Origin of the sequence: Noviherbaspirillum malthae (genome assembly GCF_015352985.1) — a bacterium.
In the GTDB taxonomy this organism is placed as follows: Bacteria; Pseudomonadota; Gammaproteobacteria; order Burkholderiales; family Burkholderiaceae_D; genus Noviherbaspirillum; species Noviherbaspirillum malthae.
Map to the genome: position 1 here is coordinate 209,589 of NZ_JACYXF010000005.1, position 13,959 is coordinate 223,547.

Annotated in this window: 17 protein-coding genes; 11 read left to right on the forward strand and 6 right to left on the reverse strand. The window is 61.8% G+C overall.

Annotation, left to right across the window (positions count from 1 at the left end; translation table 11 throughout):
- The first annotated feature begins 28 nt into the window (after positions 1–28).
- From IGW03_RS10585 to IGW03_RS10595, 3 genes are all read left to right on the forward strand, one after another.
- Entirely contained in the window at positions 29–1,027 is a 999-nt protein-coding gene (locus tag IGW03_RS10585; protein WP_194722519.1) for an LLM class flavin-dependent oxidoreductase, read from the forward strand.
- Between the two features lie 20 nt (positions 1,028–1,047).
- Positions 1,048–1,284, forward strand: coding sequence for a hypothetical protein (locus IGW03_RS10590; RefSeq protein ID WP_194722520.1), 237 nt, complete (start codon positions 1,048–1,050; stop codon positions 1,282–1,284).
- Between the two features lie 115 nt (positions 1,285–1,399).
- Positions 1,400–3,133 (forward strand): monovalent cation:proton antiporter-2 (CPA2) family protein, encoded by a 1,734-nt coding sequence (locus IGW03_RS10595; protein WP_194722521.1) that lies wholly within the window; start codon positions 1,400–1,402, stop codon positions 3,131–3,133.
- Here IGW03_RS10595 and IGW03_RS10600 read toward each other — a convergent pair.
- Together IGW03_RS10600 and IGW03_RS10605 are read right to left on the reverse strand one after the other, a co-directional pair.
- Positions 3,130–4,017 (reverse strand): response regulator, encoded by an 888-nt coding sequence (locus IGW03_RS10600; RefSeq protein ID WP_194722522.1) that lies wholly within the window; start codon positions 4,015–4,017, stop codon positions 3,130–3,132. The two genes, IGW03_RS10595 and IGW03_RS10600, sit on opposite strands and share 4 nt — an antisense overlap.
- A 540-nt stretch (positions 4,018–4,557) precedes the next feature.
- Positions 4,558–4,986, reverse strand: a complete 429-nt coding sequence (locus IGW03_RS10605) for a hypothetical protein (RefSeq protein ID WP_194722523.1) — start codon at positions 4,984–4,986, stop codon at positions 4,558–4,560.
- 310 nt (positions 4,987–5,296) lie between these two features.
- Between IGW03_RS10605 and ltaE the strand changes: the two genes are divergently transcribed.
- From ltaE to IGW03_RS10620, 3 genes are all read left to right on the forward strand, one after another.
- A complete protein-coding gene (gene ltaE, locus IGW03_RS10610; RefSeq protein WP_194722524.1) occupies positions 5,297–6,361 on the forward strand; it encodes a low-specificity L-threonine aldolase in 1,065 nt (354 codons plus the stop codon).
- A gap of 293 nt (positions 6,362–6,654) precedes the next feature.
- The gene (locus IGW03_RS10615; protein ID WP_323744954.1) at positions 6,655–7,329 is read left to right on the forward strand and encodes a hypothetical protein; all 675 of its coding nucleotides are present in this window, start codon (positions 6,655–6,657) and stop codon (positions 7,327–7,329) included.
- A 129-nt stretch (positions 7,330–7,458) separates the two neighbouring features.
- The gene (locus IGW03_RS10620) at positions 7,459–7,698 is read left to right on the forward strand and encodes a DUF2061 domain-containing protein (protein WP_194722525.1); all 240 of its coding nucleotides are present in this window, start codon (positions 7,459–7,461) and stop codon (positions 7,696–7,698) included.
- A 21-nt stretch (positions 7,699–7,719) separates the two neighbouring features.
- On the opposite strand, the gene IGW03_RS10625 is transcribed toward IGW03_RS10620, so the two are convergent.
- Positions 7,720–8,190, reverse strand: a complete 471-nt coding sequence (locus IGW03_RS10625) for a Dps family protein (RefSeq protein WP_194722526.1) — start codon at positions 8,188–8,190, stop codon at positions 7,720–7,722.
- Between the two features lie 164 nt (positions 8,191–8,354).
- On the opposite strand from IGW03_RS10625, the gene IGW03_RS10630 reads away from it, so the two are divergent.
- Positions 8,355–8,795 carry a GFA family protein gene (locus tag IGW03_RS10630; protein WP_194722527.1) on the forward strand — a complete coding sequence of 147 codons (441 nt, stop codon included), beginning with the start codon at positions 8,355–8,357 and terminating at the stop codon, positions 8,793–8,795.
- Between the two features lie 10 nt (positions 8,796–8,805).
- Here IGW03_RS10630 and IGW03_RS10635 read toward each other — a convergent pair whose 3' ends face one another.
- Entirely contained in the window at positions 8,806–11,334 is a 2,529-nt protein-coding gene (locus tag IGW03_RS10635; protein ID WP_323744955.1) for a penicillin-binding protein 1A, read from the reverse strand.
- A 210-nt stretch (positions 11,335–11,544) separates the two neighbouring features.
- Between IGW03_RS10635 and IGW03_RS10640 the strand changes: the two genes are divergently transcribed.
- From IGW03_RS10640 to IGW03_RS10655, 4 genes are read left to right on the forward strand one after another with little or no spacing between them, the layout of a single operon-like run.
- Positions 11,545–11,937: a hypothetical protein gene (locus IGW03_RS10640; RefSeq protein WP_194722529.1), complete on the forward strand. Its 393-nt coding sequence runs from the start codon at positions 11,545–11,547 to the stop codon at positions 11,935–11,937.
- Between the two features lies 1 nt (position 11,938).
- Positions 11,939–12,196, forward strand: coding sequence for a DUF5985 family protein (locus IGW03_RS10645; RefSeq protein ID WP_194722530.1), 258 nt, complete (start codon positions 11,939–11,941; stop codon positions 12,194–12,196).
- 4 nt (positions 12,197–12,200) lie between these two features.
- The gene (locus IGW03_RS10650; protein WP_194722531.1) at positions 12,201–12,461 is read left to right on the forward strand and encodes a DUF5985 family protein; all 261 of its coding nucleotides are present in this window, start codon (positions 12,201–12,203) and stop codon (positions 12,459–12,461) included.
- Positions 12,462–12,520: 59 nt separating this feature from the next.
- The gene (locus IGW03_RS10655) at positions 12,521–12,943 is read left to right on the forward strand and encodes a hypothetical protein (protein ID WP_194722532.1); all 423 of its coding nucleotides are present in this window, start codon (positions 12,521–12,523) and stop codon (positions 12,941–12,943) included.
- Positions 12,944–13,044: 101 nt separating this feature from the next.
- Here IGW03_RS10655 and IGW03_RS10660 read toward each other — a convergent pair whose 3' ends face one another.
- Together IGW03_RS10660 and IGW03_RS10665 are read right to left on the reverse strand one after the other, a co-directional pair.
- The gene (locus IGW03_RS10660) at positions 13,045–13,470 is read right to left on the reverse strand and encodes a hypothetical protein (RefSeq protein WP_194722533.1); all 426 of its coding nucleotides are present in this window, start codon (positions 13,468–13,470) and stop codon (positions 13,045–13,047) included.
- A gap of 14 nt (positions 13,471–13,484) precedes the next feature.
- Positions 13,485–13,805, reverse strand: coding sequence for a hypothetical protein (locus IGW03_RS10665; RefSeq protein WP_228535315.1), 321 nt, complete (start codon positions 13,803–13,805; stop codon positions 13,485–13,487).
- Between the last annotated feature and the right edge of the window lie 154 nt (positions 13,806–13,959).

The following is a 13,959-nucleotide window of genomic DNA, read 5'->3' on the forward strand; positions in this document are numbered from 1 at the left end:
CGCTTCATCGAACAAAGGCTTGCATGTCATGAAACAGCTCAAGCAGACTCCGCTCTCCATCCTCGATCTCTCGCCCATTACCCAAGGCAGCACGGCCGCCGACGCCTTCCGCAACACGGTCGACCTGGCGCAGCATGCCGAGCGCTGGGGCTACAACCGCTACTGGGTGGCCGAACACCACGGCATGCCCGGCATCGCCAGCGCCGCCACTTCCATCCTGATCGGCCACGTGGCCGGCCGGACCTCGCGCATCCGCGTCGGTTCCGGCGGCATCATGCTGTCCAACCATGCGCCGCTGATGATCGCCGAGCAGTTCGGCACGCTGGAGTCGCTCTATCCGGGCCGCATCGATCTCGGACTTGGTCGCGCGCCCGGCTCCAACCAGCTGACGGCCCGCGCGCTGCGCCGCACGCTGCAGGGCGACGATGAATTCCCTCAGCAGCTGGCCGAACTGCGCGCCTACCTGCAGCCGGAAACGAGCGCGCCGCGGGTGCGTGCGGTGCCGGGCGAGGGACTCAACATTCCGATCTGGCTGCTCGGCTCCAGCGATTTCAGCGCCCAGCTGGCCGGCCACCTCGGCCTGCCGTTCGCCTTCGCCGGCCAGTTCTCGCCGGCCTACATGCAGACCGCGCTGATGCTGTACCGCGACCGCTTCCAGCCGTCCGAGGTGCTGGACAAGCCGTATGCGATGGTCGGCCTGAACATCTTCGCCGCCGACACCGAGGAAGAGGCGCGTTTCCTGTCGACCTCGCACCAGCAGAGCCATGTGAACCTGCTGCGCGGCACGCCCGGACAGATCCCGCCGCCGGTGAAGAGCATGGACGGCCTCTGGTCGCCGCCGGAACAGGCGTCGGTGCAGTCCACGCTGCGCGCCTCCATCATCGGCGACCCGGCGATGGTGCGCGAACAGTTGCAGTCCTTCATCGAAGCCACCCAGGCCGATGAACTCATCATCAATTCCATGATCTTCGATCATGCGGCCCGGCTGCGCTCGTATGAAATCGTCGCGCAGGCCTGGCAGGGCTGATCACGGCAGCGGAGACAGCGATGTACATGGTGTATTGGACTGAAGTCGCCGACGGCGAATCCAGCGCGCAGGGTAGGGACTTTCCGTCGGAGGAAATGGGCGCCGCGCTGAAGTTCATGGAGCAATTGCGCACCCGGCAACGCGCCGGCGAGGGCATCTGCTTCGTCACCATGTCGTCGGAAAACCCGGATTCGGTCGGCCACCCCGGCGTGGCCGATCCGTCGCCGGACTACAACTGGAAGAAACGCAGGCGCTGAGCGGAGGCCGGTGCCACCTTCGATGAAGGGTGAAATATCCGTGCGATTTGCTCGGGCTTGAAAGCGTCAAGATGTGCCACACTTGGAGCGCCCTTTTTCTCCCGGAATCGTCGAAGTGGAAGTCCATCAAGCCCTGCCGTACCTGCGTGAAACCCTGCTGTTCCTTGCCCTGACCGGGGTGCTCATCCCGCTGCTGCAGCGTTTTCGCATCAATCAGGTGCTGGGCTTTCTCGCCGCCGGCACCCTGGTCGGCCCTTTCGGCCTCGGCCTGTGGACGCAGGACATGCCGGTCCTGTCCAACTTCACCTTTCCCGACCGCGCAGGCGTTGCCGCCCTGGCCGAATTCGGCGTGCTGTTCCTGATGTTCATGATCGGCCTGGAACTGTCCGCCGAACGGCTGTGGGCATTGCGGCGCTGGGTGTTCGGCGCAGGCACCGCGCAGGTCATGCTCAGCGCCGCGCTGATCGGGCTGCTGGCCTGGCTGTTCGGCAATCCGCTGGAAGCGGCCGTGATCCTCGGCTTCGTGCTGTCGCTGTCCTCGACCGCGGTGGTAATGCAACTGATGAACGAGCAGCGCACGCTCGGCACGCCGCTGGGACGCGCCGGCTTTTCCATCCTCATGCTGCAGGACCTGGCGGTGGTGCCGCTGCTGATCCTGATGGGCGTACTGGCCAAGGGCAGCAGCGAAGGCGTGGCGGCGCTGGTGCTGCTGACGCTGCTCAAGTCGGCGGGCGCCATCCTGCTGATCTACCTGCTGGGGCGGCGCGTGATCCGGCCGCTGTTCCAGGCCTTCGTCCGCCAGCGCCAGCCGGATGTCTTCATGGCGCTGACGCTGCTGAGCACGCTCGGCATTGCGGCGCTGACCGAATGGGCAGGACTGTCGATGGCGCTCGGCGCCTTCCTCGCCGGCCTGCTGCTGGCGGAGACCGAATTCAAGCATGAGGTGGAAGTCACCATCGAGCCGTTCAAGGGCTTGCTGATGGGCCTGTTCTTCATGTCGGTGGGCATGGCGATCGACGTGCGGGAAGTGGCGAAGGCGCCGCTGCTGCTGCCGCTGTCGGTGCTCGGCCTGTTCGCCATCAAGACCGCGGTCACCGCGCTGATCCTGCGCATCGGCGGCTTCGGCTGGGGCAGGGCGATCGAGGGCGGCACGCTTCTCGGCCAGGGCGGGGAATTCACCTTCATCGTGGTCGGCCAGGCCGTCGCCACGCAGCTGATGCCGGAGCCGACTGGGCAGTTCATCATGCTGGTGGTCAGCCTGAGCCTGTTCGCCACGCCGATGGTCGCCAAGGCCGGCCAGATGCTGCGCGCCACGCTCGAAAAACGTGCTTGCACCATACCCAACGCTGCTGAAGAGATGCCGCAGCCGGCGGCCGGCCGCATCATCATCGCCGGCTACGGACGCGTGGGTCAGCTGGTCGGGCAGATGGCGGCGGCGCAGGACATTCCCTACGTGGCCTTCGAAACCGATGCGCGCCTGGTCGGCAGGCTGCACGCGCTCGGGCTGCCGGTATATTTCGGCGACGCCGCCCGGCTGGAACTGCTGCGCACCGTCAAGGCCGAGGAAGCCGCCGCGATCGTGCTGACGATGGATCATCCGGCATCGGCGCTGCATGCGGTCAAGGCGATCCGGCGCGAATATCCGCACATTCCGATCTATGCGCGCTCGCGCGACGAAAAGCATGCGGTGGCCCTGCGGCATGCGGGTGCGACGCAGGTCATTCCCGAGACGCTGGAAGCCGGTCTGCAGCTGTCGGCGCTGGTGCTGCAGGGCTTGGGCATGTCCGAAGGCGGCACCGCCCACGTCATCCAGCTGGAACGCGAACGCCGGATACAGGAAATCAGCTAGCCGGCCTTCGCCAGCAGCGCCTGCGCGGTGTCGCGCGCGCTCGGCAGGAAACGGGCGATGGTGGACAGCAGTTCATCCTCGGCGACCGGCTTGCCGAGATAGGCGTCGCAGCCGGCCCAGCTGCCGCGGAACTTGTCGAAGGCCGAGGCCCGGCTGCTGAGCATGACCACCGCGGTGTCGCGCGTCGCGCTGCTGGACTTGATGCGTTTGCATACCTGGTAGCCGTCCATGCCGGACATCAGGATGTCGAGAAAAATGCAGGTGTAGTGCTTGGCCTGCGCCATGTCGATCGCCTTCTCGCCGCTCTCTGCGTAATCCACATCGAAACGGAAAGGCGCCAGCCGGGAGCGCATGAAGGCGCGCACCGTGGCGCTGTCATCGACCACCAGCACCGATTCCTGCAGTCCGGATTCCTCGAACAGCGGCCGGTACGGCGCATGGCGGTCGCAGGCGCGGCGCGACATGCCGCCGCGCCATTCCGCACCGCCGGCATTGCCCGCATTGCCCGCATTGCGGCGGCGCGCGCGCTCCCTGAGCGCCAGGCGCATCTGCAGGTCGAGCTGCTCGAACAGGCGCATCCAGTGAATCGGCTTGGTCACCAGCGGCCACGGCAGCGCCTCCTGCTGCCTGCCGATCAGCACCGCCGGCACGTGCGCACTGGGTGAACGCGCCTGCAGCTGCCACATGGCCAGAGGATTGTCGGCATTGACGAGATAGATGTCGGTGCGCTCCTGCGGCGCAGCGGCCTCGACATAGTGGAAGGGCCGCCGGCCGGTGAGGCGGAAGGTGGAGGTCAGCAGGCTGGTTTCGGCATCGCTGAAGCCGATGGTCTCGAGAACGAAGCGCTGGCCGAGGGAAGAATCGTGATGAGGTGGAAAGGGCATGTTGATGGACGATGACTACACTTTGCCGTCAAGAAAGAGAGTTTTGCCGCCGTTGATTGCATAAATGATAACAGAGGTAGTGTCATCGTCCACTATAAACTTCAGCAGGATATCCAAGTGTTGCCTGGATGATGTTGCGCTCTTCAGAGCGATGGAATGCTTTCAGATTTTTCGGCAAGCAATCGCTGGTGCGTTTTCAATTGCCGAAAGTTGCACTTTCAATCCCGCTTTTTGCCGCAGTATCGGCATGATTCTCGTCCATGATCTGATCAACAAATTTTTTAATCCGCACCATTCGGCAATGAATGACCAATGCAATGAGACCACGCGAAAAATCATGCGATCTCTCAGGTCATGGAATGCTTTTCCGGAATCGGTACAAGTCGGGCAAGGCTGTATCCCCGCCTACGCTGACCACCGCCAGAACGGTCGACCGCGAGATTGAATGTCAATGCGGTGCCAAGCCCGAAGCCGCCCCATACTGGCTTCAATTTGGTCCAAACGGAATGCAGGTGTCATAAGGCGGCCCCGTGACCGATGTCAAAATATGTCACCACGCTTGGCATTTCCCTTGTCATCATCAAACAAAGAAGGCGCAATGGAGCGCTCCAAATCTCCTTTGTTAAACCACGGATCCCCATTTGGATTAATCGAAGACGGTGCGTCATTTTCCAAGAGGATCCGCGCCGCATTTTGGAGTTCAGGAGAGGGAGTGTATGGCTTGCCGTTCGTGTCATTTATCCGCTCCCCGTTCCTTATATGCTCGAGAAGTTTCTTATCGAAAAAAACTTGTCGATCATCATTTATTCCCATTTTTCCAGTGGGATAGAGGTTATGTATTTCTTCCAAAAATTTTAGTTTGGCGTCGCTGAATTCTTTATTGCTAGAGGACGTGGATGCCTGCGGATTCTTTTCAATACTGGGCGGGACCATAGTGGACGGATTGCGCAAGGTAGGACTGGAAACCATTTCATTCTCCTAGGAATCTGAGCAAAAATATGCTGCTGTCCTTAGCTCATTCGGTGCAGCCCGCGCAACACCGCTCTGCAAGGCCTAGACTAGTCAAAACCGACGAAATGCTGGCGCACTGACTGAATGAGCTTATGACCTACATAGGTGGAAGTGAGGTAACAAACAGTTCCTGAAGGAGGTCCTTCTTATACGGAACCCGGCAACGGGTGATTCCTGGCTTGGCGGCCTTGATCGCGCAACCGCTCGCATCGCGGGATTTTTTCAAAACGTCGATAATGTCGGTTTGAAAAATCTGTAAGGGCCTACCATGAGCGATTTTCGTAGCGACACCGTAACGCAGCCGACACCCGGCATGAAGCAGGCGATGCTGGAGGCGCCGCTCGGGGATGACGTATTCAGCGACGACCCGACCATCAATCGCCTGCAGGAGATGGCGGCCGAGATGCTGGGCTTCGAGGCGGCGCTGTTCGCCCCCAGCGGCACGCAGACCAACCTGATTGCGCTGATGGCGCACTGCCAGCGCGGCGAGGAAGCCATCGTCGGCCAGCAATGGCATACCTATCGCTGGGAAGCGGGCGGCATGGCGGTGCTGGGCTCGATCCAGCCGCAGCCGCTGGAGAACCAGCCTGACGGCACCATCGCTCTGGCCGACATCGAGGCGGCCATCAAGGTCGACGATCCGCATTTCGCCCGCACCAGGCTGATCGTCATCGAGAACACCCATGGCGGCAAGGTGCTGCCGCCGGCCTACATGCGCGACGTGCAGGCGCTGGCCGAACGCCACGGCCTGCGCAGCCATATCGACGGTGCGCGGCTGTTCAATGCGGCAGTGGCAAGCGCCGGCGACGGCGATCCGGTCGCGCAGGCGCGCCAGTTGTGCAAATCCTATGATTCGCTGTCGCTCTGCCTGTCCAAGGGCCTCGGTGCGCCGGTCGGCTCGCTGCTGCTGGGTTCGAAGGAATTCATCGCACGCGGCAGGCGCATGCGCAAGATGCTGGGCGGCGGCATGCGCCAGGCAGGCATTCTGGCGGCGGCCGGCATCTATGCGCTGGAAAACAATGTGCGCCGCATGGCCGAGGACCACGCCAATGCGCAGCTGCTGGTGCAAGGCCTGGGCAAGGCGGTTGAAGCCAACTCGAAGCTGGCCGGCAGGGCGAACGTGCATCCGGCGCAGACCAATATCGCGTTCTTCGATATCGATGCGGAGATTGCAGACGCCTTCATCGCGCATCTGGCAGCCAGCGACATCCGCGTCACCAGCGGTTATTACAAGACCAAGGAGAAGGCAATGAAGCGCATCCGCTGGGTGACGCACCTGGATATCGATCGCACCGATGTCGAACGCGCTTTGGAATCCGTTGCCCGCTTCTGATTCTTTTTGCATTGAAAGCACGTCCGGCGGCATCTAACGGGCCACCGGACGCATTCCAGCCTCTTTCCAGTTTGTCTTTTCATCCTTCCATCAAGTAGGCGACGGCGGCGACACCCATTAACCGCCTGCAACAATATCCTGTATCTTCTTTCAATTTTTGCCCAACTTCACGCATTTTCCTGAGAAAAGCCGGAACCGGCGGGTTACCCCATAGTCACAAACGCCTGTACGCCGAGCAATTTTGCGACAGCGAAATCTTGCCGGGCCACCCGCTTTACCATAGGAAACAAAGAGTGAAGAAAACGTTTGCAGCTTTTGGATTGATCGCAGGACTGATGATGACAGGCGCTTCCCATGCCGACGTGGGCGTGGCAGGGGAGATCGGAACGACGGGTATCGGCTTTCACGCCAGCATTCCCTTGCAGCCCAACCTGAATGCCCGCCTCGGCCTCGGCTACCTGGGCTATTCCTACAGCGGCAGCACCAGCGACATGAATTACGAGCTCAAGCTCAAGGCCAATACCTATGACGCGCTGCTGGACTGGTACCCGAGCGCGGACAGTTCCTTCCGGCTCACTACGGGCCTCGCTTACAACGGCAACAAGATCGATGTGGACGGCCAGGCCAATGCAGCAGGCAACTATACCGTCAACGGCCGCAGCTACAGCGCGGGTGCGGTGGGGCAGGTCAATGGCAAGGTGAGCTTCAACAAGGTCGCGCCCTATCTGGGTATCGGCTGGGGCCGTCCGTCGAGCAAGGAGAAGGGCTGGTCGATTTCCACCGATATCGGCGTCCTGCTGCAGGGTTCGCCGCGCACGTCACTGAGCAACAGCGGCTGTACGGCCTCCGCGTCGGTCTGTTCACAGTTCGCCAACGATCTCGCGCGTGAAAACGAACAGCTGCGCGATGAAGTCAAGCGCTTCAAGGCTTATCCGGTACTGCGTATCGGTGTCAGCTATAAGTTTTGAAGATGAGGAGGTTTATAGCGGTGCCCTATCAGATTTCTTGAATAAATCAATTTGTTCTATCAAATGCGAATCATTATCATCTCTTGCATGCAGTAGTGCAGCAGAGATTCGCAAAGAAAGGACAAGAACATGGTTACCGCCGCAAAAACCGTCAGCCAGATCGCCGTTCACATGGCCGTCGCCTTCATCACCATGTATGTGGTCACGGGTTCCATGGCCTTCGGCGGGCTTGCCGCGCTGCTCGAACCGATCTGCAACGTGATCGTCATGCCCTTCCACGAAAAGCTGTGGGAGCGCATCCAGCAGCGGATGGAAGCGCGCAGGCAGGCGGCAAGCCCTGCGGTTGCCGCCATGCCCCTCGCCACATAAAATCCCCAGCCCTTCAGTTTTTCAGTTTTCCAGCAGAGACCGCAGCATCCACGCGGTCTTTTCATGCACCTGCATGCGCTGCGTCAGCAGGTCGGCGGTGGGTTCATCGGATGCCTGGTCCACCGCCTTGAACATCGAGCGGGCGGTGCGGATGACGGCCTCCTGATCCTGCACCAGCTGGCGGATCATTTCCTGCGCATTCGGCACGCCGTCGGGCTCCTTGATCGAGGACAGGCGGGCAAAGTCGCCGTAGGTGCCGGGCGCAAAGCTTCCCAGCGCACGGATTCTCTCCGCAATCACATCCACCGCCGCAGCCAGTTCGGTGTACTGGGTTTCGAACATCAGATGCAGCGTCTGGAACATCGGCCCGGTCACGTTCCAGTGGAAATTGTGCGTCTTCAGGTACAGCGTGTAGGTATCGGCCAGCAGGCGCGACAAGCCGTCGACGATGCTGCGGCGATCCTGTTCGGAAATTCCGATATCTATTTCCATGTGGTGTACTCCTGTCGGATTGTCGTGTTGGTAACGCTACGACCGTTTGCCCTTCACGCAGTTCGGAATGCAGTTCGGCTGCGTGGCCTGAGCGCGGCAAGGACTGCGGCAGATTTTTGCGCAGCGCCTGGGGTCTACAGGGTATGGAACCAAGGAGGCTTGCCATGACGAAAGACTACCCAGGCGGCTGCGCATGCGGCGCAGTCCGCTTTCAATGTTCGGCGGCCCCGCTGGCGATGTACAACTGCCATTGCCGCAGTTGTCAGCTTGCAAGCGGCGGTGCCTGCGCGCCGCTGCTGGTGGTGCCGGGGCAGGCATTGCGCATTGCGGGCCATCCGAAGCGGCATCGTCCGCAGCGGGCGAACGGCAATCATGCGACCCGCCTGTTTTGCCCTGAATGCGGCACGCCGCTGCTTGCCTTGCCCGACAACAATCCGGCCGTGGTGCTGGTGCATGCCGCCGCGCTGGATTTTCCGGACGGATTCAAGCCGGTGGCCGATATCTGGACCGTCGATGCATTGCCCTGGGCGCACATGGACCGGCATATTCCCAAGATGTTCAAGTCGCCGCCGATACTGGAACCGGAAGACGAAGTGACGCTGTAGGATTCACGCCCTACTGACCGGGCGCCGGGAAGCCCAGATCGCCGCCTCCGGCGCTCCAGGTGCCCGCCGGCGCGCCGCCGCTGCTGTTGACCGGAATGCCGGGCGAAGATGGCTGGCGTCCGCTGTCGGTGAGAAAGCGGGCGAGTTCATCCTCTGCCGGCTGGGGAGCCGGCGCGCTCACGCGCTCCGCTGCAGGCATGGCCGCGGGCATTTCCCGCGCCGCCGGTCCGACCACCACCGTGGTGCCGTCACGCTCGATCACGCCGTAGCCGGGCGGCGGCGCCAGCTCCATGTTTTCCGTCACGCGGTTGACCCATTCCTCGGAAGGTTCCTTGACGATCATGGGCGGCGGACGCTTGGGCTGCGGGAATTTGGCCTTGGTATCGATCAGCTTGGCCTTGAGCGTGTCGCGAAAGAAGTCGCCCACCAGCAGGATGGCATTGTGGCCGCCCTGGCCCCAGTAATCGCTGCGCATGGCCACGCGCGAATCGTTGAAGCCGACCCAGGCGCCGGCCACCATGTTGGGGTGCATCAGGATGAACCAGCCGTCGGTGTTGTTCTGCGTAGTGCCAGTCTTGCCGGCGATGTCGGCGGCGATGTTGAAGCGGTTGCGCACCTCGGTGCCGGTGCCGTAGCGCACCACGCCGCGCAGCATGTCGATCAGTTCCACCGCCGTGTCTTCAGACATGACGCGCTGCGCCTCGGAACCGAATTCGGCGATCACCTTGCCATGGCGGTCGGCGATCCTGCGCATCACCACCGGCTTGCGGTATTCGCCGACCCTGGCGATCGTCGAGTAGGCCGATACCATTTCGAACAGCGTCACCGGGCTGGTGCCGAGCGAGAGGGAAGGCACCGGATCGAGCCGGCTGTGCTCGATGCCGACCGCGCGCGCCATGCGCATCACATTGGGCAGGCCGACATCCTGCATGACCTGCGCGGTGATGGTGTTCTTTGAATAGACCAGGCCTTCGCGCATGCTCATCATGCGGTTGCTGAAGCCACTCATGTCGGTCGGGCGCCAGACGCCGCCATCGACCAGCCGGATTTCGACCTGGCCGTCGGGATAGATGCGGTCCGGGCGCAGGCCCTGTTCCAGCGCCGCGCCGTAGACGATGGGCTTGAAGGTGGAACCCGGCTGGCGTTCGGCCTGGGCGACATGGTCGAACTGGTCGCGCTCGAAATCGCGGCTGCCGACCCAGGCCTTGACTTCGCCGGACACCGGATCCATCGCCAGGAAGCCGGCTTCGAGCCGGGTCTTGCCTTCCTGCAGGCGCGTCATGAATTTGTCGTTGGCCTTGAGGCTGGCCAATGCCTCTTCCTCGCTGCGGCCGGCGGCGACTGCCTTCCTGTATTCGCCGGTTTCACGGATGAAGGCATCGAGCAGATCGGCGCGCTCCTTCCAGAAATGGCTGAACGGCTCGACCTTCTTGCGCAGGGCGGTGTAGGCCGTCGGCGTATGCGAAGCGACGCGATCGGTCTTGCTGCCCCATTCGACGTCGGCGATGTCCTGCAGCACCTTGGTCTGCCGCTCCACCGCCGCCTCGGCCGCGCCTTGCAGCTTGTCGTCCAGCGTGCTGTAGATGGTCAGGCCGTCGGTATAGAGGTTGTAGTCGTTGGCCTCGGCCCACTCCAGCGCCTGGCGCCGGACATAGGCAGCGAAATGCGGCGCCGAACCGAGCGGGTCGGGCTGGCGCGTCAGCGTCACCTGCAGCGGCTGTCCGCGCAGCGCCTGGTATTCATCCGCGGAAAGCACGCCGTGCTTGTGCATCTGCGCCAGCACCACGTTGCGCCGCTTCTGCGCGCGCTCGGGATTGAGAATGGGGTTGTAGTAGCTGGTGCCCTTGAGCATGCCGACCAGCGTCGCGCTTTCGAGCACGTCCAGGTCCGACGCCGGCTTGTCGTAATAGGTGCGGGCCGCCATCTCGATGCCGATCACGTTGTACAGGAAAGGCACGCTGTTGAGGTAGGTTTCCAGGATCTGGTCCTTGCCGTAAGCCTTTTCTATCTTGATCGCCGTGATGATTTCCCTGACCTTGCGCTCGATGGTGCGCGAGCGGCCGATCTCCTGAGGAAACACGTTGCGCACCAGCTGCTGGGTGATGGTGGAGCCGCCCTGGGCGTCGCCGCGCAGCGTGTGCACCACGGCCGACAGGGTGCGGCTGATATCGATGCCGGGATGGTCGTAGAAGCGATGGTCTTCAGTGGCGATCAGTGCCTTGAGCACATGCGGAGAGATCTGGGCCAGCGTGACCGGTTCCTGCTGGCCGCGGGCAAAGGTGGCCAAGTGCGTGCCGTCGGCGGACAGCAGGACGCTCGGCTGCGCCTCCCGTACGGCCCGCAGGTCTTCGATGCCCGGCGTGGTCGGCGCGATCTTGGCGATATAGCTGCTGACCGCCACCGCCGTCGCCACCAGCACCGTGACCACGATCGCCGTCATGGCGAGAACGATGCCTCTCAGTATGCGGCGCGGAGCGGATTGATGCGGCTTCCTGGGGGATTGATGCGAATTCGGGCCGGGCTTGCTCTTGTTGTCCACCGTCGCTGCCTTTTCGATAAGATGGACATTTGGACAAAAGGCACCCTGTTTGGTTTTACCCGCGCCCTGGAAAAAGCTTGACGACTTGCCATGGTTTTGCGCCCATGATTTGATGCAGGTCAATCCGGCTGCCCACGGAATCGACATCGCCCCGCACGGTCAGTAAGATGTTGTTTCTTTACTGCATCTTTTTTGCATGCAATCTGCCGGATGATCAAAGCTTCTGCCATTGCCGACGACGTGCGCCGCTTCGTGCTGACCAGCATTCCTTCGATTCCGTATCTCGAAGCCATGCTGCTGCTGCGCAACGAGGAGGGCACAGGCTGGGACAACCGCATCCTTGCACAGCGCCTTTATCTGAGCGAAAAGATCTCAGCCGAACTGCTCTCCGGCCTTGAGGAAGCGGGCATCCTGCGCGCCGAGGGAGAGACTCCCAAACTGTATTTCTATGCGCCCGAATCGGACAGCCTGCGCGGTATCATCGACCGCGTGGCCGCAAGCTACTCGGCGCACCTGGTCGAAATCACCAATCTCGTTCATTCCACTTCCACAAGAAAGGCGCAGCAGTTTGCCGATGCCTTCAAATGGCGAAAGGATTCCTGACATGCCCGCCATCATTTATTCGCTCTGCGCGATCACATCGATGCTCTGTACCTGGATGCTGCTGCGCGCCTACCGCCGCAACGGCTACCGACTGCTGTTCTGGAGCGGCCTGTGCTTTGCCGGCATGTCCGTCAACAACATCCTGCTGATCCTGGACCGGATCGTGTTCCCCACCTCGGTCGATCTGATCTCCTGGCGCCTGGCATCGACCCTGATCGCCTTGCTGCCGCTTCTCTACGGCCTGATCTGGGAAGAATGAAAACATGCTCAATACCACACTGCTTGGCGCGATCGTCATGGCCTCCTCGGTCATCGGCCTGTTTTTCCTGCGTTTCTGGCGCAGCACGGGAGACCGCTTCTTCCTGTTCTTCGCGCTTTCCTTCATCATCGACGCCCTCAACCGCCTGGCCCTCGGGCCGGCGACACAGACGGAAGACAATTCGCCGTTCTATTACCTGATCCGCCTGGTCAGCTATGGCTTGATCCTGTTCGCAATCTATGACAAGAACAGGCCCAGGAACTGATTTCCGGGGCTATCATCAAGCTTGCCGGCTTTTTCCGAGCCGATGTAGAAAGTGCGATCATGGCCCGCATACTGTCCTGCTACTACCTCGATGCGCCCCTGTCCGACGCCGAGCTGGACTTCGTTGCCGGCATCCTGCTCGGACCATGGGCGCGCTTCCGTACCGGCGCGTCCTCGCTGTCGCAGAAACGCGTGCCCGCGGTACTGCCGATGCCGGACGAGCACGGCAGGTATGACCAGACGCGGGAAGAACGGGCCCGCACCATCTGCGCCAACCTGCGCCATGCGGGCATAGGGCAGGACAACGGACGCCAGGTGGTATGGGTCGTGCCGCATGAACATGATTGGGATGCCATTTTCCAGTTTGCCATCCGCACCGAGACCGGCTACGGCCCCTACGTCGTGCAGCGCGCGACCGACGGGATGGACATGCAGCAAGGCATGCGCATCATCGATACCCATATGCTGCTGAGCAGGCTGTAACGCGGAGCCGCAGCAGTGGAGGCCGCATCGTAGCCGCATGAAAAAAGCCCTGCGGCTTGCGCCGGCAGGGCTTTTTTCATGCGTACTGCAGCGCCTGGAATTCAGGCAAAGTATTCTCTGCCGGGCTTCAGTCCGCGCAGGACAGTGAGGCGCTGAGCGGCATCGACCTGCGCACCGACGTCGGCGATATCCCCATAGCTCAGGCCCGGCTTGCGCTGCGCGCGGGCGGCGGCCAGGCGACGCGCCTTGCGCAATGCCAAATTCGCCAGATAAGCCACGGGGAACAGCAGCGGCCAGAGGGTCAGCCAGGCTTCAAGCCGGCCGTGCAATGCGACTTCGGCCACATCGAGCGACAAACCGTGCAGCAGCACGCTTACCAGCAGGCTGACGGCACCGCTGAACAGCAACGCCGGCATCATCGACGCCAGGCTGCGCGAATGGCGCACGAACAGCGCGCATTCGGTCAGCAGGCGCGGCGGCTCGGCCGAAATGCCGGACTGGCGAACGGAACGCGACAGAGTGTTCATGAGACTCGTCCCGATCAGCCGCGCGAGGCCAGCGCGCGCAATTCGTTGGCCAGGCTGGGGTGTGCGCCATCGAGATCGCGCGCCATGCCGTTGAGCATGATGATGCTGTGCAGCACGCTGCGGGCGGAGCGCTGCTCCAGGGTCTGACGCGGTTTCAGAATCAGAAGGCCGGCGCGCAGGAGACCGATCAGGAGCGGCCTGAAAGCGAGCAGTACCGCAGCGAGAACGCTCAGTCCCACCATGGGGCGGACCAGGCTGACGAAGTTTCCGGCAAATGCCTGCAGCGCGGGCAAGGCAGCTTCGGCCGGAAACGCGATGGTTAACAAAGACATCATTTACTCCCAATATTTTTGCTTGCTACTATCTTATTTTGCTGCATTGCAGTATAAGTACAAGGAAGTTATAAAACCAATTTACATTTTGCATATCAGCTATACTTTGCATGAATATCAACGGCTGATCGGGCAATCTGTTCTGATGTGTTTTATG

Excerpts from the sequence above, each read along its gene's own strand:
- IGW03_RS10660 (WP_194722533.1), bottom strand. The coding sequence starts at position 13,470 with ATGAACACTCTGTCGCGTTCCGTTCGCCAGTCCGGCATTTCGGCCGAG.
- IGW03_RS10630 (WP_194722527.1), top strand. The coding sequence starts at position 8,355 with ATGACGAAAGACTACCCAGGCGGCTGCGCATGCGGCGCAGTCCGCTTT.
- IGW03_RS10600 (WP_194722522.1), bottom strand. The coding sequence starts at position 4,017 with ATGCCCTTTCCACCTCATCACGATTCTTCCCTCGGCCAGCGCTTCGTT.
- IGW03_RS10640 (WP_194722529.1), top strand. The coding sequence starts at position 11,545 with ATGATCAAAGCTTCTGCCATTGCCGACGACGTGCGCCGCTTCGTGCTG.
- IGW03_RS10665 (WP_228535315.1), bottom strand. The coding sequence starts at position 13,805 with ATGATGTCTTTGTTAACCATCGCGTTTCCGGCCGAAGCTGCCTTGCCC.
- IGW03_RS10605 (WP_194722523.1), bottom strand. The coding sequence starts at position 4,986 with ATGGTTTCCAGTCCTACCTTGCGCAATCCGTCCACTATGGTCCCGCCC.
- IGW03_RS10585 (WP_194722519.1), top strand. The coding sequence starts at position 29 with ATGAAACAGCTCAAGCAGACTCCGCTCTCCATCCTCGATCTCTCGCCC.
- IGW03_RS10655 (WP_194722532.1), top strand. The coding sequence starts at position 12,521 with ATGGCCCGCATACTGTCCTGCTACTACCTCGATGCGCCCCTGTCCGAC.
- IGW03_RS10645 (WP_194722530.1), top strand. The coding sequence starts at position 11,939 with ATGCCCGCCATCATTTATTCGCTCTGCGCGATCACATCGATGCTCTGT.
- IGW03_RS10650 (WP_194722531.1), top strand. The coding sequence starts at position 12,201 with ATGCTCAATACCACACTGCTTGGCGCGATCGTCATGGCCTCCTCGGTC.
- ltaE (WP_194722524.1), top strand. The coding sequence starts at position 5,297 with ATGAGCGATTTTCGTAGCGACACCGTAACGCAGCCGACACCCGGCATG.
- IGW03_RS10620 (WP_194722525.1), top strand. The coding sequence starts at position 7,459 with ATGGTTACCGCCGCAAAAACCGTCAGCCAGATCGCCGTTCACATGGCC.
- IGW03_RS10625 (WP_194722526.1), bottom strand. The coding sequence starts at position 8,190 with ATGGAAATAGATATCGGAATTTCCGAACAGGATCGCCGCAGCATCGTC.
- IGW03_RS10590 (WP_194722520.1), top strand. The coding sequence starts at position 1,048 with ATGTACATGGTGTATTGGACTGAAGTCGCCGACGGCGAATCCAGCGCG.